Annotated in this window: 20 protein-coding genes and 1 pseudogene; 19 read left to right on the top strand and 2 right to left on the bottom strand. The window is 48.4% G+C overall.

Going from position 1 to position 23184, the window contains the following annotated elements; genetic code table 11:
* The first annotated feature begins 97 nt into the window (after positions 1 to 97).
* The 14 genes and pseudogenes from A7975_RS05880 (at position 98) to A7975_RS05815 (ending at position 16610) form a co-directional block, all read left to right on the top strand.
* On the top strand, positions 98 to 1438 hold the full coding sequence (locus A7975_RS05880; RefSeq protein ID WP_065384470.1) for an ABC transporter substrate-binding protein: 1341 nt from the start codon (positions 98 to 100) through the stop codon (positions 1436 to 1438).
* Positions 1439 to 1529: 91 nt separating this feature from the next.
* The gene (locus A7975_RS05875) at positions 1530 to 2429 is read left to right on the top strand and encodes a carbohydrate ABC transporter permease (RefSeq protein ID WP_053376219.1); all 900 of its coding nucleotides are present in this window, start codon (positions 1530 to 1532) and stop codon (positions 2427 to 2429) included.
* Between the two features lie 2 nt (positions 2430 to 2431).
* Complete coding sequence (locus A7975_RS05870) at positions 2432 to 3268, top strand: carbohydrate ABC transporter permease (protein ID WP_053376218.1); 837 nt, start codon at positions 2432 to 2434, stop codon at positions 3266 to 3268.
* Positions 3269 to 3301: 33 nt separating this feature from the next.
* Positions 3302 to 4333 (top strand): glycoside hydrolase family 88/105 protein, encoded by a 1032-nt coding sequence (locus A7975_RS05865; RefSeq protein ID WP_065384840.1) that lies wholly within the window; start codon positions 3302 to 3304, stop codon positions 4331 to 4333.
* Positions 4334 to 4477: 144 nt separating this feature from the next.
* Positions 4478 to 6106: a serine/threonine-protein kinase gene (locus A7975_RS05860; protein ID WP_065384469.1), complete on the top strand. Its 1629-nt coding sequence runs from the start codon at positions 4478 to 4480 to the stop codon at positions 6104 to 6106.
* A gap of 87 nt (positions 6107 to 6193) precedes the next feature.
* Positions 6194 to 7750, top strand: a complete 1557-nt coding sequence (locus A7975_RS05855) for an ABC-F family ATP-binding cassette domain-containing protein (RefSeq protein ID WP_065384468.1) — start codon at positions 6194 to 6196, stop codon at positions 7748 to 7750.
* A 7-nt stretch (positions 7751 to 7757) separates the two neighbouring features.
* Positions 7758 to 8968, top strand: a pseudogene (gene chrA / locus A7975_RS05850) (chromate efflux transporter).
* Positions 8969 to 9092: 124 nt separating this feature from the next.
* The gene (locus A7975_RS05845; RefSeq protein WP_053376214.1) at positions 9093 to 9791 is read left to right on the top strand and encodes a response regulator transcription factor; all 699 of its coding nucleotides are present in this window, start codon (positions 9093 to 9095) and stop codon (positions 9789 to 9791) included.
* Positions 9788 to 11146: a HAMP domain-containing sensor histidine kinase gene (locus tag A7975_RS05840; protein WP_053376213.1), complete on the top strand. Its 1359-nt coding sequence runs from the start codon at positions 9788 to 9790 to the stop codon at positions 11144 to 11146. Before A7975_RS05845 ends, A7975_RS05840 begins: the two co-directional genes overlap by 4 nt.
* 26 nt (positions 11147 to 11172) lie before the next feature.
* A complete protein-coding gene (locus A7975_RS05835; protein ID WP_065384467.1) occupies positions 11173 to 12033 on the top strand; it encodes a carbon-nitrogen hydrolase family protein in 861 nt (286 codons plus the stop codon).
* Positions 12034 to 12076: 43 nt separating this feature from the next.
* Positions 12077 to 12736, top strand: coding sequence for a GNAT family N-acetyltransferase (locus A7975_RS05830; RefSeq protein WP_065384466.1), 660 nt, complete (start codon positions 12077 to 12079; stop codon positions 12734 to 12736).
* 14 nt (positions 12737 to 12750) lie between these two features.
* The gene (locus A7975_RS05825; RefSeq protein ID WP_065384465.1) at positions 12751 to 13425 is read left to right on the top strand and encodes a GNAT family acetyltransferase; all 675 of its coding nucleotides are present in this window, start codon (positions 12751 to 12753) and stop codon (positions 13423 to 13425) included.
* On the top strand, positions 13422 to 14198 hold the full coding sequence (locus A7975_RS05820) for an MBL fold metallo-hydrolase (protein ID WP_065384464.1): 777 nt from the start codon (positions 13422 to 13424) through the stop codon (positions 14196 to 14198). The genes A7975_RS05825 and A7975_RS05820 overlap by 4 nt, the downstream gene beginning before the upstream one ends.
* A 438-nt stretch (positions 14199 to 14636) precedes the next feature.
* Complete coding sequence (locus A7975_RS05815; protein ID WP_065384463.1) at positions 14637 to 16610, top strand: endonuclease MutS2; 1974 nt, start codon at positions 14637 to 14639, stop codon at positions 16608 to 16610.
* An 84-nt stretch (positions 16611 to 16694) separates the two neighbouring features.
* On the opposite strand, the gene A7975_RS05810 is transcribed toward A7975_RS05815, so the two are convergent.
* Positions 16695 to 17333, bottom strand: coding sequence for a thiamine diphosphokinase (locus A7975_RS05810; RefSeq protein WP_065384462.1), 639 nt, complete (start codon positions 17331 to 17333; stop codon positions 16695 to 16697).
* Positions 17334 to 17558: 225 nt separating this feature from the next.
* On the opposite strand from A7975_RS05810, the gene A7975_RS05805 reads away from it, so the two are divergent.
* Together A7975_RS05805 and A7975_RS05800 are read left to right on the top strand one after the other, a co-directional pair.
* Positions 17559 to 18200 carry a trimeric intracellular cation channel family protein gene (locus A7975_RS05805; protein ID WP_053376206.1) on the top strand — a complete coding sequence of 214 codons (642 nt, stop codon included), beginning with the start codon at positions 17559 to 17561 and terminating at the stop codon, positions 18198 to 18200.
* Positions 18197 to 18682 carry a low molecular weight protein-tyrosine-phosphatase gene (locus A7975_RS05800; RefSeq protein WP_065384461.1) on the top strand — a complete coding sequence of 162 codons (486 nt, stop codon included), beginning with the start codon at positions 18197 to 18199 and terminating at the stop codon, positions 18680 to 18682. Before A7975_RS05805 ends, A7975_RS05800 begins: the two co-directional genes overlap by 4 nt.
* 71 nt (positions 18683 to 18753) lie before the next feature.
* Here the strand turns inward: A7975_RS05800 and A7975_RS05795 are convergent, their stop codons facing one another.
* Complete coding sequence (locus A7975_RS05795; protein ID WP_053376204.1) at positions 18754 to 19491, bottom strand: alpha/beta hydrolase; 738 nt, start codon at positions 19489 to 19491, stop codon at positions 18754 to 18756.
* A gap of 290 nt (positions 19492 to 19781) precedes the next feature.
* Between A7975_RS05795 and pdhA the strand changes: the two genes are divergently transcribed.
* Genes pdhA through A7975_RS05780 form a run of 3 tightly spaced genes read left to right on the top strand, consistent with a single transcriptional unit; the run spans position 19782 to position 23182 of the window.
* Complete coding sequence (gene pdhA, locus A7975_RS05790; protein WP_053376203.1) at positions 19782 to 20849, top strand: pyruvate dehydrogenase (acetyl-transferring) E1 component subunit alpha; 1068 nt, start codon at positions 19782 to 19784, stop codon at positions 20847 to 20849.
* Positions 20850 to 20869: 20 nt separating this feature from the next.
* Complete coding sequence (locus A7975_RS05785) at positions 20870 to 21847, top strand: alpha-ketoacid dehydrogenase subunit beta (protein ID WP_053376202.1); 978 nt, start codon at positions 20870 to 20872, stop codon at positions 21845 to 21847.
* Between the two features lie 15 nt (positions 21848 to 21862).
* Positions 21863 to 23182, top strand: a complete 1320-nt coding sequence (locus A7975_RS05780; protein ID WP_065384460.1) for a dihydrolipoamide acetyltransferase family protein — start codon at positions 21863 to 21865, stop codon at positions 23180 to 23182.
* The last annotated feature ends 2 nt before the right edge of the window (positions 23183 to 23184 follow it).

Below are 23184 nucleotides of genomic sequence, written 5' to 3'. Positions count from 1 at the left end.
AACAAAGAAAGCGGTTTTTTGAATTCCGGCAACAAGGCATACGACCTATAATAAAACTTGTAAACAACATTAAAGAGTCTGGAAGGGGCGTAACACAATGAAAGCACCGAAAAAAATGCTTTTTATGCTCATGGCTTTTGCGCTGGTTCTCGTAAGCGCTTGCGGAGGCAACAACTCAGGAAACGGCAATGCGGCTAACACCACGAACACTCCTAAATCGAGTAATGCAGTGAAAGAAGAGCCTGCGGAAGCGAAGCCGGTCACGCTGCGCATCGCTTGGTGGGGCGGTCAGCCTCGTCATGATTACACGATGAAGGTTATCGAAATGTACAAAGCTAAAAACCCTAACGTAACCATTGAAATGGAATATGCGAACTATGATGATTATTGGAAAAAGCTTGCTCCGCAAGCAGCAGCAAACGAGCTTCCTGACATTATCCAAATCGATACGCAAAACTACTCGCAATATGCGGGCAGAAAGCAGCTTGCTGACTTGACTCCTTACCTTGGCAATCAAATCGACGTAAGCGACATTAGCCAAAATGCGATTGACGGCGGTAAATTGGGCGACGGCCTCTACGGCATGAACCTTGGCGTAAATGCTCTTGGATTCAACTATGATCCAGCTCTTCTGAAAAAAGCAGGCATCGAATCCATCCCTGAAAACTTCACTTGGGATGATTATGTAGCAATGGCAGCTAAAGCCAAAGCAGCTGGCCTATACTTCGATAACGGCATGCGCCCTGAAGTATTTTTCGGATACTACCTCCGTACTTTAGACAAAACGTTGTTTAACGCTGAAGGCACTGGCCTTGGTTATGAAGATGATCAGATGTTCACTGATTTCTTCGGTATGATGGCTAAACTCGTAATTGATGGCGCTGTACCTTCACCTGACGTGCTTGCTCAAATCAAAGGCGCGGAAGACAGCCATCTAGTACTTAATCAAGGGATTGGCGTATGGCAGTGGTCGAACCAATATGTTGGCTTGCAGCAGGTGGCTAACCGTCCGCTCGCAATCGCTCCAATGGCTGGCCCTAACATGGAAAAAGGTTTGTTCCTGAAGCCAAGCATGTTCTTCTCCGTCTCTGAGAATTCAAAAGTAAAAGAAGAAGCAGCTAAATTTATCAACTTCTTCGTCAATGATATCGAAGCTAACAAACTTATCTTGGGCGATCGCGGCGTCCCGGTGTCGGCTAAAGTGAAAGAAGCGTTAAAAGCGGTTTCCACGGAAGCGCAAGTTCAAGTATACGATTACGTAGCGTGGGCTGAGTCGCACAGCACGCCAATGGACCCTGCTGATCCAATCGGTTCCGCTGAAGTATTCAAATCCTTAACGAGTCTTGCTGAGCAAATGAACTACAACAAAATTAAGCCGGAAGAAGCAGCTAAGAAATTTAGAGACGAAGCAACCGCCATCCTTAAGAAAAACAAGTAATCGAAGTTGAGAAGAGGCGATGGCTAATCTTAAGATCGGCCATCGCCCTTTCATAGCTGGCACGTTAGACTTCGTATAGGAGTTGGATGAGATGAAATCGCTATCACTTAAAAACAACTTAATCGGTTACACATTTATTGGACCATTTGTTATCGGATTTCTGTTATTTACATTGGTTCCGGCCATTGCATCGTTATATTTTTCCGTTACGGATTACGATCTTCTCTCCACACCATCCTTTATCGGATTAGAGAACTACCAGAGCATGTTTACCGATGATTCGAAATTCTGGGCATCGCTTAAAGTAACCTTTCTGTACGTATTTATAGGTGTTCCGCTTAGATTAGCCTTTGCACTGTTTATCGCTATGATCTTAAATACAGCTTCGAAAGCAATCGGGTTATATCGGACGGTTTATTATCTTCCTTCTATTATTGGCGGCAGCGTAGCGGTCTCCATTATGTGGCGCAATCTGTATGGCGACGAAGGAGTCATAAACATTTTTCTGAATGCACTCGGTTTAGATAGCGTGAGATGGTTTGCTGAACCAGCGGCTGCGCTCTGGATGCTCATTACATTGTCGGTTTGGCAATTTGGTTCCTCGATGCTCATTTTTCTAGCCGGACTCAAAAACATTCCGCCAGAATTGTATGAAGCATCAAACGTCGATGGGGCAGGACCTGTTATTCGCTTCTTCAAAATTACACTGCCGATGCTCAGCCCGATCATCTTATTCAATACGATCATGCAGACCATTGGGGCATTTATGACCTTCGTTCCGGCTTACATTATTTCAAAAGGCGAAGGCGGCCCGCTTGATGGGACACTTCTTTATTCCCTCTACTTGTTCCGCCAAGCGTTCGTTTATTTTGATATGGGTTATGCGTCGGCAATGGCATGGGTTATGCTCATCATCATCGCGATTCTGACGGGAATCCTGTTCGCAACCTCCAAGAAATGGGTACATTACGAGTCGAAAGGTGGCCATTAATCATGACGTTGAAAAAGCTGAAGTGGCCGATTTATCATATTTTTGTTGCAGCCCTCGCGCTCGTGATGGTTTACCCTGTGTTATGGCTGCTCATGAGCTCGTTCAAGCAAAGCAATCTGATCTTCTCAACGGCGGATTCGCTTATTCCGCAGCCTTGGATTTGGGAAAATTATAAAATCGGCTGGATCGGCATTGCGGGCCAGTCGTTCGGCAACTTTATAATGAACTCGCTCGAAATCGTTATTTTGTCGACGATCGGGGCTGTATTGTCATCGGCTTTTATTGCCTTTGGATTTGCTAGGCTTAACTTCGCAGGCAAAACGTTTTGGTTCGGCATTATGATGGTAACGCTTATGCTGCCGCATGACGTCGTGCTTGTGCCGCAATATATATTGTTCGCGAAGCTGCACTGGCTCAATTCCATCAAACCAATCGTCATCCCGCAATATTTCGGCATTCCGTTTTTTATCTTTTTGCTCATCCAGTTCATTCGGACGATTCCAAATGAGCTTGACGAAGCGGCGACCATCGACGGCTGCGGAAAATTCCGCTTGTTTTTCCGGATTATATTGCCGCTTGTCGTACCGGCTCTGGCAACGGCGTCGATTTTCTCCTTTTACTGGCGCTGGGAGGATTTGCTCGGTCCGGTTCTCTATCTGAACCGTCCAAGCTTGTACCCGGTATCGATGGGACTTAAGATGTTCCTCGACAGCGATACCGTTTCGAACTGGGGCGCGATGTTTGCGATGTCCATTGTCAGCTTAATTCCTGTACTTGCCATATTCTTTGCCTTTCAGAAGTATATTGTTGAAGGTATCAGCACAAGCGGCTTGAAGTAGAAACTAATGGAATCAGGGGAGAGGAAGATGGAAATGCCACAGCTTCAATTTGACGAAAATCATATTCTCGAAGTGATCGACCGTGTCGTGGACCGCACATTTAGAATGGACTTTAGCTGGGATTGGCCGGGAGGCGTCGCTTTTTACGGGGTGGCCGAGGCGTATGAAGCAACCGGAAACGAACGTTACATTCAGCTGCTTCAGGAATGGGTGGATGAGAAGCTTGAAGATGGACTGCCAAAGCTATCCGTCAACGGCGTATCGATTGGACATGCGCTTATCTCGCTTTATAAAGCAACCGACAATCAAAAATATTTAGACGTTGCCATCCAAATGGCAGAATACTTAAAAAACGATGCGATTCGTTTCGCAGACGGCATTTTTCAGCATACCGTCAATTCCGAAACGTACAATTTTCCCGAACAGGCTTGGGTAGACACAATGATGATGGCGGGTTATTTCCTCGTTCGGATGGGACATTTGCTGGAGCGTACCGATTACTTGGAGGATGGTCTCAAGCAGTACCACGGTCATGAGCATTTCTTGCAGGACCCGGTTACGAATCTGTATTACCATGGCTGGGACAATATCGCGCAAAATCATATGTCATCCATTTTTTGGGCACGCGGCAACTCCTGGGCAGCTCTGACGATGGCGAAGACTTTGCCTCATATCGCCGTTCAGCATCCGTCCTTTATGATTATCGAAGGGTCTATGCGGGATCAACTAAGTACACTTGTACGTCTGCAAGCCGAGAATGGACTGTGGCATACGGTTTTGAACGACGATACTTCCTACCATGAAACATCGGGATCTGCGGGCATTGCAACGGGGTTATTCGCGTTTGGCTCCTTGTACAACAAATACATTCAACGCTCAATCGATGGGATTTTAAGCCAAATTACAGAGGATGGCGCAGTGCTGAATGTGTCTGCCGGCACGGCTGTCATGAATGATCAGCAGGGCTACCGCGACGTGGCGCACAAGCGTGTGCAGGGCTGGGGCCAAGGTCTCGCGCTTGCGTTTCTAGCGGAGCTGCTTAATTCCAAAAAACGCGTATTTTAATCCATTAAAGACTGTATTATTCATCCATTATATGTTAAAGTAGCACTAATCAATTAGATGTCAGGAAAGCATCCTGATGCCGTTTGTACTCTTACAAACGGCGTCGGGATGCTTTTTTTTGTTTCTACGAAGGGGGCGGCAAGTTTGGAAGAAGAAAATGATTCGCAACGATTATTTTCACCCTTTGCAATCGGTGCTGTTGTTGGCGGACGGTACCGCATTGCGGGTATTTTAGGACGTGGCGGCATGGGGGTCGTCTATGCTGCGGATGATCTCAAGCTTGCCAGCAAGCTAAGGGCGATTAAGGTCATTTTGCCGTTGCCGGCAGGTGCCGGCAGTTATGCAGAAGAAGCTTCTATGATGATGAAGATGAACCATCCGCAGCTGCCGTTAATTATGGATTATTTTGCGCCGGAGGAGCATGGCTTTGAAGCGCTGGTCATGGAATACATTGACGGCCGCACCGTCGCGGAGCTGTTTGGCTCCATCCATGCCGGATTGACCTTCAGGCAAATCATTCATATCGGGTTGCAGCTCTGTGCCGCACTTATCCACTTGCATGGTCATAGCCCGCCGATTATTCACCGCGATTTGAAACCAACAAACGTCATGATTGATCATAAATGGCAGGTAAAGCTCATTGATTTTGGCATCTCCCGCCATTTCAAGGAGGGACAGCAGAGGGACACTGCCCAGCTTGGAACGGTCGGCTTCGCCGCGCCGGAGCAGGAGGGTGCAGGGCAAAGTGACGAACGGACGGATATTTACGGGCTGGGCGCGCTGCTTTTTTACATGGCAAGCGGGGGAGCTATATACCAACAAGCAGTTGCAAGCAGAGGAGAGCGCGCAGCTCTCGCGCAATTGCAGCCTGATATTCCGACTGCGTTTATTGCGGTGATTCAGCGTCTGCTGCAGCCTGATCCGAAATTACGTTATCACACGATGCTGGAGGTGCAAGAGGTGCTCAAGCCTTATGCGCCAAATCAAATGGTATCTTCTGAGGAGAACAACGAAGCGCCGTACAACGAAAATTCTCGGACTCGCGGAATGAATATTTGTCTGTTATCTTTAGCGCCTGGGGCAGGCTCTACTTTTCTTGCGCATACGCTTGCTGTGTTACTTGGGCAGCAGGGCACTGCGGTTTCAGCAGCAGAATACGAGCATGCCAGACCGGAATGGCATGCGTGGTTATCGGGGCAGAAGCGCGCAAAAAATAGTCGCTGGAAGGAAACCCGGGCACTTGATCAACGATATGTTAACTACATGCAGGACAAAAGTTTCGTAAGCTGGTTCACGCTTCGCTCGGAGGGCTATCCCACACCCGCGCTAGATGAGCAGAGATTTAATAAAATGCTTCATCATGCCGGAAGCTTGATTAACTTAATCGATTTATCAGGGAAATGGAACGAACCGGATGCGCTGGCACAAATGAGGCAAGCACGATTCATATTTGCAGTTGGAGATCCTGCTGTCGCCAAGTGGCAAGCGGCTGAGTTAAGGCAATTGGTCACGCTTAAGCGAGAGCTTCATCCAAATGGCGGCAAAATCTATTTTATAGCGAACAAGGATATGGCGTTCCGCGGCAGAAACGAATGGCTGTCGTTGTTCCCGGAGGGGCCGCACGCCATTGTGCCTAAGCTCCCTGATGAGACCTTGCTGACCTTGCAATGGAATGGCGTATGGGCTGCCGATGATTTGCGTTTGCGAAAGCGATTGAGCCAAGCATTGATGCCCATTTTCAAGCTCATTTACAATGAAATAAATACGGAATGATCATTTATGTGATACAATGATACGGGTTAAAACGAGATCGTTGCAGGTTTTTATTAAGGCGCATACATGAATGGAGATAAAAGACAAATGAGTTTGTTAACAGTGGAGCAATTATCACATACGTTTGGCGATCGGGTATTGTTTCGAAATGTATCCTTCCGTCTGCTAGCCGGAGAGCATGTAGGGCTGGTTGGCGCGAATGGAACCGGAAAATCGACGCTTATGAACATTTTGACAGGCAAGCTATTAAAAGATGAGGGCAAGGTAGAGTGGACGCCACGCGTTCGTTACGGTTATTTGGATCAGCATACGAAGCTTGAAGCAGGCAAGACGATCCGCGACGTTCTTAAGGATGCATTTCTTCCCATGCTCGTATTAGAAGAAGAGCTAAACAGCATTGCAGCGCAAATGGGCGATGCCGATGCCGATACACTGGATCAGCTTCTCATCCGCATGGGCGAGATCCAAGAAGAGCTTGAGATTGGCGATTTCTATCTTATCGATGTGAAGGTTGATGAGATGGCAAACGGATTAGGCCTTAACGCGATTGGCCTTGACCGCGATGTTACGGCGCTTAGCGGCGGTCAGCGGACGAAGGTTTTGCTTGCCAAGCTATTGCTTGAGAAGCCAGGGGTACTATTGCTCGATGAGCCTACGAACTATTTGGATGAAGAGCATATTAACTGGCTGACCAACTATCTGAAAAACTACCCGCATGCCTTTGTTCTTATATCTCATGAAACAGGCTTTATGAATCAAGTCGTCAACGTAATCTATCATCTTGAATTTACGAAGATGACGCGTTATTCGGCTAATTATGAGAAATTCCTGGAAATGGCCGATCTGAATAAGGCGCAGCACATCGATGCTTATGAAAAGCAGAAGGATTATATTAAGAAGCAAGAGGAATTCATCAATAAAAACAAAGCTCGTGCTTCAACATCAGGCCGTGCCAAAAGCCGGGAGAAGCAGCTTGATCGGATTGACCGCATCGATAAGCCCGAAGAAGCGGCGAAACCTACGTTTAACTTTAGGGAATCCAGAACGAGCGGCAAAACCGTCTTTGAAGCGGAAGGAATGGTTATTGGCTACAACAAGCCGCTGCTGCCTAAAATGGACATGGTCATTGAACGCGGCGATAAAATTGCGATTGTAGGCTGCAATGGTGTCGGCAAATCGACGTTATTGAAGACGATCCTTGGCGTTATTCCGGCTCTTGATGGCAAAACTTATCTCGGCGACTATTTGAATCCTGCTTATTTCGAGCAAGAAGCGAAAGCGCCAACGATGACGCCGCTGGATGATGTATGGGATGAGTTTTCCTTTATGAACCAGCATGAGGTTCGTGCTGCACTTGCGCGCTGCGGCTTGAAAAATGAGCATATTACACGCGCACTAAACCAGCTAAGCGGCGGCGAGCAGGCGAAGGTTCGCCTTTGCAAGCTGATGCTGCGCGAGAGCAACTGGATTTTGTTCGATGAGCCGACGAACCATTTGGATGTCGTTGCGAAAGCTGAATTGAAGAGAGCTCTTAAAGCTTATAGAGGCACAGTTGTACTCGTTTCTCATGAACCTGATTTCTATGAGGATTGGGTTACCAAAACATGGGATGTAGAAGCTTGGTCAATGCAAACCCAGAGGTGAGCTACGGATGAGTAAGCGAGTGTTCAGTCTAGCGGCGATATGGGAAGTATTTTGGGCTGCATGCAAACTAGGGATGACCTCCTTCGGCGGGCCGATTGCACATATCGGATACTTTCGGGATGAATACGTGGTTAGGCGCCAGTGGCTTAATGAGCGGGCATTTGCGGATTTAGTTACCTTGTGCCAATTTCTGCCCGGTCCTGCAAGCAGCCAGCTTGGCATGGCAATCGGGGTCAAGCGAGCGGGGATATCCGGCGCGATTGCGGCTTGGCTTGGATTTACAATGCCGGCTGCCATGCTCATGGTCGCCTTTGCCTATGGCGCGGACATTGTATCGCTTCATGATGCGGGATGGCTGCAAGGCTTAAAGCTGGCTGCCGTTGCAATCGTGGCTCAAGCAGTGTGGAGCATGTCGAGAACGTTGGCGCCTGACCGGCTGCGGGGAACGCTAGCTCTTGGTGCTGCTAGCATGGCTTTATTGGTACCCGGCATGTGGGGGCAGCTTTTGCCGCTGCTCCTATGCGCGGCAGTTGGCATTTTTCTGCTTAAACCGCAGGTGGAGAGCGTCCAACCATTAAACGTTGATCAAACTTCTCAGCCTGTAGGGCGTGTCGTTGGTGTAGTTATGCTGCTCTTATTTTTCCTGCTGCTTTTTTTTCTCCCATTCATCAGCAGATGGACAGGCTCTTCATTATTAAGTTTTATCGACGGTTTTTTCCGGGCGGGTTCACTCGTATTTGGAGGAGGACAGTTGTGCTTCCGATGCTGGAAGCAGCATTTCTTGGCTCGGGTGCGAACCAACTCACCAATGATCAATTTATGTCAGGTTATGGCGCGGTTCAAGCTGTGCCAGGACCGCTCTTTACCTTCGCAGCCTATATTGGCGCAGCACTTGGGCAAGGCCCAATGCGAATCGTAAATGCAGCAATTGCATTGGTTGCTATTTTTCTGCCGGCGTTTCTGTTAGTCATCGGCGCGCTTCCGTTTTGGGAAGCTTTGAAGCAAAACAGGACGGCGCAGTCCGCTTTAAAAGGTGTAAATGCTGGGATCGTTGGCATCCTGCTAGCTGCTCTATACGATCCGATATTCGTAGATACGGTTAATACATCGATTCAATTCGTACTCGTCATTGTACTTTTTATGTTTATCCAGCTATGGAAACGTCCACCTTGGCAAGCAGTTCTGCTAGCGGCATTCGCCGGTCTACTTTTTCTGTAGATCGGCTTGCTTGCATTTGTGAAACGTCTTCATTATGATAAAATTAACCGTTCTTTTATAAAGAACGCCGCTTTTGCTTAAAGGCAAGAAATTATTTACAACAGGAAGCAGGTGAACCTCTAGGATGAAGGAACGTATTCTTGTCGTAGAAGACGAAACAGGCATTTCCCGAATATTGCAGCTTGAACTGGAGCATGAAGGTTATACGGTAGGGACCGCAGCAGATGGGCGCACCGGCTATGAAATGGCTTCCACTGGCGATTGGGAGCTTGTCTTGCTAGACGTCATGCTGCCTGAGATGAGTGGCATTGAAGTGCTGCGATTACTGCGCCAAGCAGGCAATCCAGTACCCATCATACTATTGACTGCACGCGATACCGTGCCGGATAAAGTTAGCGGCTTCGAGCATGGAGCCAATGACTATATAACAAAACCGTTTGCCATGGAGGAGCTGCTTGCACGGGTTCGCAACATTTTGCGTATATTCCAGCAGTATCCAAAAGAAGCGGAAGGTTCCGATATGATTAAGGTCGGAGATCTGACGATTGAGCTGCGTACGCGTAAAGTGTATCGGAAAGATATTTTGATTGAGCTGACGCCGCGTGAGTTTGAGCTGCTTGTCTATCTCGTTGAGAACAAAAACGATGAAAAATCACGTGAGGATATTTTGTCAGAGGTTTGGGGCTATGACTTTATTGGTGAAACGAACCTGGTCGATGTATACATTCGTTATTTGCGCCAAAAGCTGGACAAGGGGTACCGGCATAAGCTCATTCATACGGTTCGTGGAGTAGGCTATATGATAAAGGAGCCGGATGCATGACACTTCGCAAACGGTTCACGCTTTTTACGATTTTTTGGCTGATCTTTATTTTAATTCTGTTCAATATTTTCGTTTATTTTTATGTGATCAAAATAACGACGGAAAGCGAAGAAGAGGTTATTGCCAATAAGGTGAATCTCATGCTTGAGAATCCCCGAATTCAGAGCGGTCGAGGATTAAATTTTCCAGAGCTGCTCAACGAATACTACAACGTTAACGAAATGATTCGCATTATTGCGCCTAATAACAGAGTGATGAATATTACGGGCTCGGACAAGCTTCTTCAAGAGCTGCCGGCGACCTTCGAGACGCATCATCACACAGGGATGATTACCAAAAGCGGAGAGCGTATTTTGTTTATGCGCGTGCCGCTATATGACGGGAACCGCGTTATCGCGATGCTTGAGGTAAACCGCATCTTGGACGAGCTGGACAACTATTTGCAAGTGCTGGTTGCAGCGCTAAGCGTTACAAGCGGTGGCGCGATCTTGTTCGCGATTTTCGGTACGTATTGGTTCACCTCGAGATTAACGGCGCCCATTCAGCAGATGGTTAATACGATGCGCGAAATCGACCGGAGCGGCAAGCTCAGACAAATCGAGCTGAGCAGCCGCGAGGAATCGGCGGAGCTATTGCAGCTCGTCCGCGCTTTTAACCAAATGATAGAACGGCTTGACCGCACCTTTGCGAAGCAGAAGCAGTTCGTTGCGGATGCTTCGCATGAGCTTAAGACACCGCTGACGGTTATTAGCAGTTATGCCGGGATGCTAAAGCGCTGGGGACGGGATGACGAGAGCCTGCGCAATGAAGCCATCGAAGCGATCGACAAGGAAGCCAACCGTTTGCAAAATTTAACGAAGTCGATGCTTATGCTTGCCGAGGCGGAGCAGGAGGACTGGCTGCGCCAGGAGCTGTTCGATGTTGTGCAAGTTGTCGATGAGCTGGCCACGATGCTGCAAACGACCTTCGGGCGTCCGATTCGCGTAAAAGCGATGTCCAAGGTCGTCCGCATGGTTGGCGACAAGGACAAAATCAGGCAGCTGCTCGTCATTTTGCTGGACAATGCCATTAAATATTCGAAGGACCCGATTGATGTGACGGTTACGTTAGTTAGGCATATCGTCAAAATCGAGGTCAAGGATAAAGGCATGGGCATACCGGAAAATGAAATTCCGCATCTGTTTGAACGTTTCTACCGGGTTGACGGCGCTAGAAGCCGCGCTACCGGCGGCGTCGGGCTTGGACTATCGATTGCCAAACGAATCGTTGATTTGCATGAAGGCAAGGTTGATGTATTTAGCTTGCCTGATTTAGGCACGACGATTACGCTGCAGTTCAAACAGCGAAAACAATAACTAATTAGCGATGGAGGCTGTGAACATTGAAGTTTCGCACGGCAGCAGTTCAATATAAGCTTGCAGATATTAGCTCATTTGAGCAATTTTCCGAGCAAGTTACGCACTATGTGCGAAATGCCTCGGAGTACGGGGTTCAGTTTGTATTGTTTCCAGAATTTTTGACGACCCAACTGATGTCCATCGGAGATGAGCAGGGGAAAGCGCTGCCCATTGATCGGCTTCCCGATTTCACGGAAGACTACCTGCACCTTTTTCGTTCGTTGGCTGCTGAATATGGGGTATATATCGTCGGCGGCACGCATGTCATTAAAATGGCTGACGGCACGCTCCGCAATGCCGCGCATCTTTTTCATCCGGATGGCAAAATCGATGTGCAGCATAAAATTCATATTACCCCTTCTGAGATAGAAGGCTGGAATATGTCGGCGGGTGATGGCCTAGAAGTATTCGATACCCCCTATGGGACAGTTGCGATGCTTACCTGCTACGACATTGAATTTCCTGAGATCGTAAGGATGGCGCGTGCGAAGGGGGCAGACGTTATCTTCTGCCCATCCTGTACCGATGATCGGCATGGGTTCTATCGCGTTAGATATTGCTGCCATGCCAGAGCGGTTGAGAATCAAGTCTACATCGTAACGACAGGGACAGTCGGTTCGCTACGCAAAGTCGATCTGATGCGGGCGAATTTTGGGCAAGCTGCGATTATTGCTCCCAATGACATTCCTTTTCCGCCGGCCGGCATCTTGAGCGAAGGAATTATCAACGATGACATGCTCGTCGTGGCCGACCTCGATCTGGCGCTGCTGGAGGAAGTAAGAGAAAAAGGCTCAGTTACGACTTGGCGTGACCGTCGTACCGACTTGTATACAGATTGGCAGTAATCAGCATTCCTGCTGGATGAAGCAGAAAAGAAGGTGGATCGCCATGCGCAAAGAGCTATACTTGTTTGTTGACGGTAAGCCCGAAAAAGCTATTATCCGCAATTATATATCTTCAGATTTCGAAGCGTTAATTGACGTTCAGCGAGCAAGCTTTCCGCCGCCATACCCTTCTGAATTATGGTGGAATACGGAGCAGCTAACGGAGCATGTCACAAGATTTCCTGAAGGAGCCTTATGTGCGGAGATTAACGGCCGCATGATAGGCTCGATGACTGGGTTAATCGTCGATATGGATGATTATGCGGACAAGCATGAATGGGAGACTATCTCCGATCGGGGCTACATTCGTAATCATCATGCAAGCGGAGATACGCTTTATGTCATCGATATTTGCGTCGTACCGGAATATCGCAAATCAGGCATTGGCAAATGGCTCATGCAATCGATGTATGAGACGGTTGTGCAGCTGGGACTGCGAAGGCTGCTTGGAGGCGGCCGGATGCCCGGCTATGGCGCTCATGCCCATGAGATTTCACCTGAGGCTTATTTGGATAAAGTGATGCATGGAGAATGGAACGATCCCGTCATCACCTTTTTGCTTAGATGCGGCCGGGTGCCGATTGGCATTGCCCATCATTATCTAGAAGACGAGCAGTCGCATAACTGTGCAGCCATCATGGAGTGGCGCAATCCATTTCTTTAAAGGAGAGAAACACTATGCTCATTTACCATCGAATTACTTCGATCGAAGACCGTTATTTTGGACCTTTACATAAGCTTTTGCAAACGATATTCCCTCCTGAAGAGGTTCTGGCTTACGAGCTCTGGCGTGAACCGCTGGAAGATCCGACAATTCATGTTTATGTGGCGATTCATGAGGGCGAAGTGGTCGGTTCAACGGAGTATCGCTATTATCCCGAACTGCGTGTAGCGATGACCGATTTTACGATTATAGGCAAGCCTTCACTCGGCATTGGACGTTTTCTGCTCCGCAATCGCGAGCGTGACTTGGTGAAGCTCGCTGAAGCGTCGGGCACTACGCCAATCGGGATGTTTGCCGAGGTGTATGATCCTTACCGGGCTGCAGACCATTCTTTCGGCGGCGTCTCGCCGATGAATCCGTATGTACGCCGCGAGGTGCTATCGCATATCGGCTACAAACGGATCAATGTCGGATATGTTCATCCTTCTTGGGACCATGAAGGACAAGCGGTGGCGGAACTTGATTTATGCTTCCTGCCGCAGGACGAGGAGTTAACAGCAATCGATGCTGCTCTTGTAGCGACGTTTCTAGAGGGCTACTATTCCGCTTTGCCGAATAAGCCGGCTGAATGGGTCAGCATGATGGATCATATTCGCGCATCGGATAAGCTAGAGCTTCTTCCGCTATGACAAACTTAATCTTTAGAGGCACGGGGGACTCCATGGGCGTACCCCGTATGTATTGCGACTGCGAGGTATGTACGGAAGCGCGTGCCAGCGGGGAGAATCGGCGATATCGATCCTCGTTGCAGATTGAGGATCAGGAAGCGGGCACGGTTTGGATTGATTGCGGACCGGATTTCTCGAAGCAATTAGAAGCGGCAGATTTGCGGGCAGTAGATACGATGCTGATTACGCATGCGCATTTTGACCATATTGGCGGTCTTGTGGAATGGGCAGACGCTTGCCGCTGGACGAAGAAGAAGGGGCAGGCGTTTGCGCCTTCGGAAGTGATTGGAGAAATATTGGACCGTTTCCCGTGGCTCACGAATCAAATCGTGTTCAATTCATTTGATCAGCCGATTATGCTTGGCAAATGGCGAGCGTCTAGCTGGCGCGTCAACCATGGCAAAAATGGCTATGCATACGCATTTCGGTTCGAGCATACGGAGAATGGCAGCTGCTGGGCATATTGCTCGGACTCCATTGGTTTGACGGAGGAGATGCAGCAGCCGCTAGCTAATTTAGACTTGCTTGTGCTCGGAACGAGCTTTTATCATGAGCCGTTTGCCTATGAGACGAGATCCGTCTATGACGTGGTTGAAGCCATTGCGCTTGTGAAGAAATGGGAGCCAAAGCAGACGCTGCTCACTCATATGTCGCATGACATCGATCTTAGAAGGGATTATGTTCTTCCAGAGCAGATGAATTTTGCCAGGACAGGCATGAGCATCACCATTTGAAGGAAATCAATTGTTAATCGCTTGACAATCCGCTTGTCTTTTTTGTACATTATTGGAGTAACCTTTTTTTAACCACTATAAGGCTTAAAGGGGAAATTTTAATGTTTGCTGGTGTCTTTAACTCATAAATTGGATACGGTCAGATGAACGAAGGTCTTGCGACTGATGCTCGGTACAAAAAAAGTACCCTGCGGCAAGGCTCTATTTCGTGATCTGGCGCCAAGAGTTAAGGACATGAGGATTTCCGCCTGAAGCAATTCGACAGCGGCCCAATCACCGTGCTCTCGCAGCGCGGTTTTTTTATACCCGTTTTCATGCTAACGATTTCGTTAACGATGGAAGCGGTATTGGAGCTTACGTCGACCTAGACAGGAATGGAACGCGCCCGCGTTCTATTCCTGTCTTTTTTTATACCCAAATTTAGAGGAGGCAACAAAAATGAATGAAGCATCATGGAAACGGCTGGAGTTCGACAAGGTCAAAGCCGGAGTTGTGAGCATGACCGTATCACCGGCAGGAAGGCTGTTAGCCGAGAGGCTTGCGCCAAGCACAAAGCAGCGCCAGGTTGAAGCATGGCTGACAGAAACGGAAGAGGCGGCTTCATTGCTCGGTAGCGGTGCCAGCATTCCGTTATCCGCAATGGAAGGCATCGATCCATTTCTTTCTCTGCTGGGCAAAGGGAGAATTTACAACGAGCAGGAGCTCGAACAGCTCTCCGTCTGGCTCACATCCGTTACGCAAATGAAAAAGTATATGCACAGCAAACGTGATATTGCACCGACGATAGCTGCATATGCGGAATCGATGTATGATTGCCCTGCGCTTCGGGAGGAGCTGAACCGCTGCATTCGTTATGGCATATTGACGGATCAAGCGAGCGCGGATCTAGCCTATATCCGAAGACATATTTACGCCTCTGAGGATAAGATTCAGAAAAAAATGGAGCATGCGCTAAACAAGTATCGAACCTCTTTGCAAGAGCCAGTCATCAGCAAGCGCCGCGACCGTTTCGTTATCGCCGTGAAGCGGGAGCTGCGCAAGCAAGTGCCCGGTACGGTGTGGGATGAGTCCGCGAGCGGACAGACCTTGTTTGTTGAACCCATCGATGTGGCAGACCTTCAAGTTGAACTTCAGCAATGGAAAGCCGAGGAGGAGAGGGAACGTACCGTCATATTGGCAAGGCTGTCCGAGCTCGCGGAATCGTTCTCCTACGAGCTGAAATGCAATGTGGAGGCAATGGCTTCCTTTGACTTCATTACGGCACGCGCCAAGCTCTCGCGCACCTACGAAGGAAAAAAGATCAGTTTATCAGAGAAACCTGTCATTCGTCTCAAAGGCGCTCGCCACCCTTTATTAGGCCAAGACAGCGTGCCCTTGGATGTTGAGCTTGGTTATGCTTGGAAACAGCTTATTATTACAGGTCCGAATACTGGCGGCAAAACGGTAACCTTAAAAACGATCGGTTTATTCGTGCTTATGGTGCAATCAGGGCTATTGGTACCTGCCGGGCAGGGGAGCGAGATTGGCATATTCGAGCATGTGATCGCAGATGTGGGAGACGGCCAAAGCTTGGAGCAGTCGCTTAGCACCTTCTCTTCGCATATTACCGTTCTGAAGGAAATGATGATCGCTGCCGGTCCGAGAGCTTTGCTTCTGCTGGATGAGCTTGCAGCCGGCACTGATCCAACTGAAGGAATCGCGCTTTCAATCGCGCTGCTCGAGCAGCTGCTCAAGCGAGAGGCGCTTGCTGCGGCTACGACACATTTTAACGAAATTAAAGCTTTCGCTGCCCGTACCGCTGGCTGTCAAAACGGCAAGATGGCCTTTGATGCCGATACGCTCAAGCCGCTTTATCGGTTAGAGATGGGCGAAGCAGGCGACAGCCATGCTTTTGCCATTGCTAGACGGTTTGGATTGCCGGAAATCGTCATGTTGCGTGCGGAGGAGCTGTTAGTGCGGAAGGAGGCTTCACCTCTATCGGAAACGCTAATGGAGCTTCCGGCTATGAAAGCAGACGATCTAATTGAGGCTAAAGCATCTAGCGCGGTACTCGAGACATCTAGTAGCTCTAAACGAACGAGTGCCAACGATGGACCTGCCCAGATCAAAAAAACAGCTAAGCCATTTGAGAAAGGCGATGCGGTCTGGATCTATCCGCTAAAGAGAATGGGAGTCGTATTCCGGCCAGCAGATGAACGGGGAAACGTCATCGTGCAGGTGCAGGGGCAGAAATTAACGTTCAACCACAAACGCATGAAGCTGTATATTGCCAAAACAAAGCTTTACCCGGATGAGCAATATGATTTAGATATTGTTTTTGAATCGGTGGAAAATAGGAAAGCACGCAAGCTGATGAATCGCAAGCATGTGGAAGGACTTACCATTGTTACGCCGGAGGAAGACATTTATTAGCTGGCTCTGCTAACAAGTTATAGAGGGATAAGGTAGAACAAGAACAGCCAAGGTCGTAGACCTCGGCTGTTTCTATGCATTCGGCTAATCGCGGCTCTGGATCACAAGCAAATGGCCATCGCTTATTTTGATTTTACCCGTCTGCGAGAGCAATACATTGCTGATGCCAAGCGACTGCCCAATCGTTAATTCAGCATCAGTGAGCGGATATTGAAAGCCGGTGAGCGTAATGCCTTCAACCCGCATCGTGAGCGGAAGCAGCGATACGTTTGGATAGCCAAGCTGTTCAATGGTGACCTTGTCCGTCACGAGTGAAATCTTATTATGGTTGTCGATAATCGTAGCACGCACATTCTGCTTAACGGCTAGCGCGAGCAGGTGAACATTTGCAAGCGAATGGTCAAATCTCGTTCCAAGCGCGCCGAGGAGCACAAGTTCGCGCGGGTGCATGTCCAAGGCGAGCCGTACGGCCATTTCGGTATCGGTGTAGTTTTTGTCGATGGGATCGCATGCAATCGTTTGGCCGCTGTTTTTGCGGATTTCTAGCAGCTCATCTTCGGATACCGAGTCAAAATCGCCGATCGCAACATCCGGCCGAAATCCCTGCTTTATTAGAAATCGTGCTCCGCTATCTGCTCCAATAAGCAAATCATCGGTTTTAATATGTTCAAGAGCCCAAGCGCCAAGCTGGCCGCCCGTGCATATAACGATGCGAGGCTGCATAACGGAATTATCCTTTCTTTTAGGGGAAAATGTTTGTAATGCTTTAAGTATAAAGCCTTTGCTTCCATAAAAACTAGAGGCTACAGAATATCATGTTATTGCTGCCTAAGATTACCCGGAAATTTGTCGTTGCGAAACGGCAAACACCCAGCTAAAATGGTGAAGGAAAGAATCGGCCCCAGTTGCCGGTTCATGGACGGGAAGCGAGGAGCTATTGCTGTGAGTATGGACATTTTCGGAATTTTCAGTATTATCGGCACCATCGCTTTCGCGGTCAGCGGAGCGATCGTTGCGATGGAAGAAGAGTACGATATTCTTGGCGTATTCGTGCTAGGCCTTGTAACGGCGTTTGGCGGGGGAGTGGTAAGGAACTTACTGATCGGCATGCCGGTTACATCGCTTTGGAGCCAAGGTTATTTGCTGAAAATCGCGATGATCGCGATGACGATTGCCTTCCTGCTTCCAGTCGTCTGGATTCAGCGGTGGCGCAGAAGCGAAGCTTTTTTTGACGCGATTGGGTTGTCTGCCTTTGCCATTCAAGGCGCGCTTTACGCCACGCAGATGAAGCATCCGCTTAGTGCAGTGCTTGTTGCTGCGATGCTAACAGGGATTGGCGGAGGCATCATCCGCGACGTGCTCGCTGGACGGAAGCCGCTTGTGCTTAAGGATGAAATTTATGCGGTATGGGCGATGCTAGCTGGACTTGTGATCGGACTCGGATGGATTAAATCGAACCTAGAGCTTTTGTTCTTATTTGTCGTTATCATTGGATTCCGTATGTTATCCGTCTATTACAAGTGGAAGCTACCGCGTCGCTCGCTTCATATTAATACGGCTGATGAACAGCAGAAAAGAGACAACTCATGAAGGCACGTATATTGTTTGTCTGTCTTGGCAACATTTGCAGGTCTCCCATGGCAGAAGCGGTTATGCGCTATCAGGTGACGCAGGCAAATTTAGCTGATGTCATAGAAGTTGATTCCGCGGGAACCGGAGACTGGCATCTCGGCCATCCGCCCCACGAGGGAACTCGGAAGCAGCTGGATGAGCACCAGATATCTTATCAAGGCATGAAGGCACGTCTGGTGACGTCCAATGATTTTGCTTCGTTTGATTACATTGTATGTATGGATACAAACAACCTGCGCGATGTGCGCAAGCTGCTAAGCGCATCAGAAGGCGCAAAGGAGCATGACCGCCTCTTTACGTTTATGGAGCTTCTTCCTGATAGGGGAACGGCCGATGTGCCGGATCCTTATTATGATGGCAATTTCTCTTTTGTCTACGAACTGGTAGAAGCAGGCTGCAAGGAGCTGCTTGGGCGTGTCCGCAACGATATGAATCTTTAATTAGGTTTTGAAAATAAAAAAGAAGCTGGCTGATCTCCATTAGGAGTATTCTGCCAGCTTCTTTTTTTCGGTTATTCGACCTCGATAAAATAGGAGAGAGCGCGGTCAAGCTCTTTTTGCCAGAAGCCCCATTGATGCTTGCCGTCTTTTTCTTCATAGAAGATAGTAGCCTGCTTAAGCTCAAGGAGAGCCTTCGCATTGCGGTTCAAAGCGACAAAGTCGAATACGCCGCGATCCGTTTCATAAGCATCCTCTTGCAAACCAACGATCATGTAGATGTTCAGCCAGCTCAGGTCGCCTGCTTCTGAAATGATATTTTGGGAAACGCCATAATAAGCGCCCGATAAGGACATGACACGTGTAAAGAGCTGAGGGTAGCTTAGCGCCAAATGCAAGGAAACCGAACCGCCCAGCGAATCGCCGGCTAACAATCGGTGCTCCGGCTCTTGCCGCACAGCATACTTCTCCTCGACGAACGGAATTAGCTCCTCCGCAAAAAAACGAATATAAGCCTCATGTCGATTGCCGTCAGGCGTATATTCCTCCGTACGCTGCTTTTTGTCGACGTCTACGCCAACGATGATGAATGGCTCCAGCCCTTCGTCCAAAATTAATCGCGTTGCAGTTGTCGCAATTCTGCCGAAGTTGAAAAAATCCTCGCCGTCTTGGCAATACACGACAGGATAGCTAAGCACTTCATTATAGCCGGGCGGCAAAAAAATACGTAAGTTGCGTGCTTGCTCAGGCAAATAACGGCTAGGTACGGTTTCCTTCACAATCGTTCTCTTTAAATATCGCTCATCTGTCATTTCTTTCTCTCCTCATGGAATGATAAGTTGAATGGAATGCTTCCGTTGTGGGTAAACAATAGAAAGGTAATCAAGGGAATCACATCTATTTCTGTCTTGTTGTATTATGCTGTTATACTAAATAAATAAGTCTGTAGCATATACAATTTCTTAAGATAATGATGAGAATCTGCGAAAAAACAACGGTTTTTTTGTTTTTTGCTTTGACCATTTTCGTTAAACAGGTTTATAATAATTCTATAACAGAGGTAAACGATTTTCAAATATTTCGATTGAGGTGAGCGTTCAAAATGAGCAAATTGCCATACGAAGTTCAAACAGAACCGGTAACACCGCTATCTGTCTTGTCACTCGACGGGGAAGTTGTTAATCCGGATTTTTTACCGGAATTGTCCGATGATCAATTAAAAGAAATTATGTACCGCATGGTATTTACCCGTACATGGGATGAGCGTGCAGTAAACCTTGGACGCCAAGGCAGACTCGGCTTTTATGCGCCGGTATCCGGCCAAGAAGCATCGATGGTCGGCAGCGAATACGCACTAAATAAAGATGATTTCATTTGCCCAGGCTACCGTGATATGCCACAGATCGTATGGCACGGCTTGCCGCTGTACCAAGCATTTCTATATTCGCGCGGCCATCAACAAGGAGGTAACATTCCGCAGGATGTGCACGTTCTTATGCCGCAAATCATTATCGGCGCACAAATTTTGCATGCAACAGGCGTTGCAATGGCATTTAAGAAAAAGAATGAAAAGCGTGTAGCGATCACTTATACAGGTGACGGTGGTTCGTCGGAAGGCGACTTCTACGAAGGCATGAACTATGCAGGCGCTTATAAGCTGCCAGTCATTTATGCGGTTCAAAACAACGGCTACGCGATTACGACTCCTTACTCCAAACAAACAGGCGCTTTGTCGATTGCACATAAAGCTGTAGCAGCAGGCATCAAGGGCGTTCAAGTAGACGGAATGGACGTGCTTGCTGTCATTAAAGCCGTTCAAGAAGCAGCAGAGCGCGGCCGTAACGGCGAAGGCGCAACTTTGATCGAGATGCTGACTTACCGTTTCCGTCCTCACTCCATGGCGGATGATACGACTAAATACCGTACAAAAGAAGAAGAAGCGGAATGGGCTCTTAAAGATCCGCTCGTTCGTTTCGGCAAGTTTATGGAGAAAAAAGGCTTGTGGACAGAAGAAGACACAAACCGCGTGAAAGAAGAAGCAAAAGCTACTGTTAATGAGCACATCAAAAAAGCTGAAGCAGTTGAGAAAATGACTGTAGCAGGCTTGATCGATAGCATGTTCGAAACAACACCGCAATATCTGGAAGAGCAAAAGGCCGATTTTCAATAGTAGAGGAGGATCAGACGATCATGGCTCAAATGAATATGTTGGAAGCAATTCGCGATGCGATGCGCGTAGAACTTAAACGCGATTCAAACGTTGTCATCTTCGGTGAGGACGTAGGTAAGGTCGGCGGTGTATTCCGCGTGACAGAAGGTTTGCAGGATGAGTTTGGTGAAGAGCGGGTATTTGATACGCCGCTTGCTGAATCCGCCCTTGCAGGTATGGCAGTTGGGATGGGCTTGCAAGGCTTCCGTCCAATCGCCGAAATTCAATTCGTAGGTTTTATATATGAAGCGCTTGACCAAATGTTTGTCCAAGCTGCTCGTATGCGTTACCGCTCTGGCGGACGCTACAACTCGCCAATCGTATTCCGTACGCCATTTGGCGGCGGCGTGAAAGCGGCTGAGCTGCACACGGATTCCCTTGAAGGTCTTGCCATTCAAACACCAGGTATCAAAGTTATCATTCCTTCCAATCCTTATGATGCAAAGGGCTTGATGATTTCCGCTATCCGCGACAACGATCCTGTATTTTTCATGGAGCATTTGAACCTGTACCGCGCATTCAAGGCTGAAGTGCCTGAAGGCGAATATACCGTTGAAATCGGCAAAGCGAACGTCGTTCGCGAAGGTACAGACGTAACCATTATCTCTTACGGCTTGATGGTTCACACAGCTGTCAAAGCTGCAGAAGAGCTTGAAAAACAAGGCGTGAGTGCTGAGGTTATCGATCTTCGCACACTGCTTCCGCTTGATATCGATACAATCGTCGCTTCGATCCAAAAAACGAACCGTGCAATCGTCGTTCAAGAAGCGCAAAAAACATCCGGCGCAGCAGCTGAAATCATTGCCCAAATCAATGAAAAAGCAATCCTGCACCTAGAAGCGCCAGTACTTCGTGTAGCTGGACCGGATACCGTTTATCCGTTTGCTCTAGTTGAGGATGCGTGGCTTCCTTCGGTAGCGCGTATCTCTGCAGCCGTTCAAAAAGTACTGAACTTTTAAAGGAGGTTACAAGCGGTGGCTAAATTCGAATATCGTTTCCCGGAGCTCGGCGAAGGCTTGCACGAAGGCGAAATTATTAAAGTGCATATCAAAGTCGGCGATACGGTTACAGATGATGACATTATTATGGAAGTTCAAAACGACAAAGCGATCGTTGAGGTACCTTGCCCAGTAAACGGTAAAGTCCTTGAAGTGCTTGTAAAAGACGGTCAAGTCTGCCACGTTGGCGAGATCGTTGCGATTATCGATGCGGAAGGCGAATTGCCTGAGCAAGCAGCACCTGCTGCAGAAGCTCCAAAAGCAGAAGCGCCGGCAGCGGCTGCACCTGCAGTGGAAGCTCCAAAAGCGGAAGCGCCTGCTGCACCAGCAGCGACGGTAGCTCCTAAAGCGACAGGCGGACTTGTACTTGCAACGCCTAGCGTTCGCAAATTCGCACGCGAGCAGGGCGTAGACCTGACTCAAGTTGGCGGCACCGGCAAAAACGGACGTATTACTCGCGATGATGTTACTGGCTTCGGCGGTGCACCAGCAGCTGTTGCTGCAAGCGATGCTGCTCCTGCGGCAGAGCAACAATCCAATACAGCGGCTAAAGCGGAAACAAAAGCTGCCCCAGCAGCAACAGGTACGGCTTACCGTCCAGAGGAGCGCGTTCCTTTCAAAGGTATCCGCAAAATCATTGCAAACGCGATGTCAAAATCGGTGTATACAGCGCCGCACGTTACCATTATGGATGAGGTTGACGTAACCGAGCTTGTTGCACTACGTGCCAAATATAAGCCTTATGCCGAGAAAAAAGGCTCCAAGCTTACGTATCTTCCGTTCATCGTAAAAGCTCTTGTGGCAGCTTGCCGCGAGTTCCCGATCTTGAACGCTACGCTTGATGAGGCAAACCAAGAAATCGTATTGCGCAAATACTACAATATCGGTATTGCTACAGATACGGAAAACGGTCTAATCGTACCGGTTATCGAAGATGCAGACCGTAAAAACCTATTCAAAATCGCAGATTCGATTCGTGATCTAGCTGCTCGCGGACGCGACGGCAAGCTTGCTGCTAACGAGCTTAAAGGCAGCACGATTTCAATTTCGAACATCGGTTCCGCTGGCGGTATGTTCTTTACACCAGTAATCAACTTCCCTGAAGTTGCGATTCTTGGCACAGGCAGAATTACGGAGAAAGCGATCGTTCGCAATGGCGAAATCGTTGCAGCTCCAGTAATGGCTCTTTCACTCAGCTTTGACCACCGCCTCATTGACGGTGCAACAGCACAAAACTTTATGAATTACATCAAAACACTTCTGGGCCAACCGGAATTGTTCATAATGGAGGTATAAGA

The organism is Bacillus sp. FJAT-26390, from assembly GCF_001682865.1.
GTDB lineage: Bacteria > Bacillota > Bacilli > Paenibacillales > Paenibacillaceae > Pristimantibacillus.
The sequence above is the reverse complement of the archived record's forward strand: the minus strand, read 5'-3'. Positions and strand labels throughout refer to the sequence as shown.

What these genes read in the sequence shown, in the direction of transcription:
- A7975_RS05785 (WP_053376202.1), top strand. Translation starts at nt 20,870, where the DNA reads ATGGCTCAAATGAATATGTTGGAAGCAATTCGCGATGCGATGCGCGTA.
- A7975_RS05875 (WP_053376219.1), top strand. Translation starts at nt 1,530, where the DNA reads ATGAAATCGCTATCACTTAAAAACAACTTAATCGGTTACACATTTATT.
- A7975_RS05800 (WP_065384461.1), top strand. Translation starts at nt 18,197, where the DNA reads ATGAAGGCACGTATATTGTTTGTCTGTCTTGGCAACATTTGCAGGTCT.
- A7975_RS05880 (WP_065384470.1), top strand. Translation starts at nt 98, where the DNA reads ATGAAAGCACCGAAAAAAATGCTTTTTATGCTCATGGCTTTTGCGCTG.
- A7975_RS05855 (WP_065384468.1), top strand. Translation starts at nt 6,194, where the DNA reads ATGAGTTTGTTAACAGTGGAGCAATTATCACATACGTTTGGCGATCGG.
- A7975_RS05810 (WP_065384462.1), bottom strand. Translation starts at nt 17,333, where the DNA reads ATGCAGCCTCGCATCGTTATATGCACGGGCGGCCAGCTTGGCGCTTGG.
- A7975_RS05825 (WP_065384465.1), top strand. Translation starts at nt 12,751, where the DNA reads ATGCTCATTTACCATCGAATTACTTCGATCGAAGACCGTTATTTTGGA.
- A7975_RS05870 (WP_053376218.1), top strand. Translation starts at nt 2,432, where the DNA reads ATGACGTTGAAAAAGCTGAAGTGGCCGATTTATCATATTTTTGTTGCA.
- A7975_RS05845 (WP_053376214.1), top strand. Translation starts at nt 9,093, where the DNA reads ATGAAGGAACGTATTCTTGTCGTAGAAGACGAAACAGGCATTTCCCGA.
- A7975_RS05820 (WP_065384464.1), top strand. Translation starts at nt 13,422, where the DNA reads ATGACAAACTTAATCTTTAGAGGCACGGGGGACTCCATGGGCGTACCC.
- A7975_RS05865 (WP_065384840.1), top strand. Translation starts at nt 3,302, where the DNA reads ATGCCACAGCTTCAATTTGACGAAAATCATATTCTCGAAGTGATCGAC.
- A7975_RS05830 (WP_065384466.1), top strand. Translation starts at nt 12,077, where the DNA reads ATGCGCAAAGAGCTATACTTGTTTGTTGACGGTAAGCCCGAAAAAGCT.
- A7975_RS05840 (WP_053376213.1), top strand. Translation starts at nt 9,788, where the DNA reads ATGACACTTCGCAAACGGTTCACGCTTTTTACGATTTTTTGGCTGATC.
- A7975_RS05815 (WP_065384463.1), top strand. Translation starts at nt 14,637, where the DNA reads ATGAATGAAGCATCATGGAAACGGCTGGAGTTCGACAAGGTCAAAGCC.
- pdhA (WP_053376203.1), top strand. Translation starts at nt 19,782, where the DNA reads ATGAGCAAATTGCCATACGAAGTTCAAACAGAACCGGTAACACCGCTA.
- A7975_RS05805 (WP_053376206.1), top strand. Translation starts at nt 17,559, where the DNA reads ATGGACATTTTCGGAATTTTCAGTATTATCGGCACCATCGCTTTCGCG.
- A7975_RS05795 (WP_053376204.1), bottom strand. Translation starts at nt 19,491, where the DNA reads ATGACAGATGAGCGATATTTAAAGAGAACGATTGTGAAGGAAACCGTA.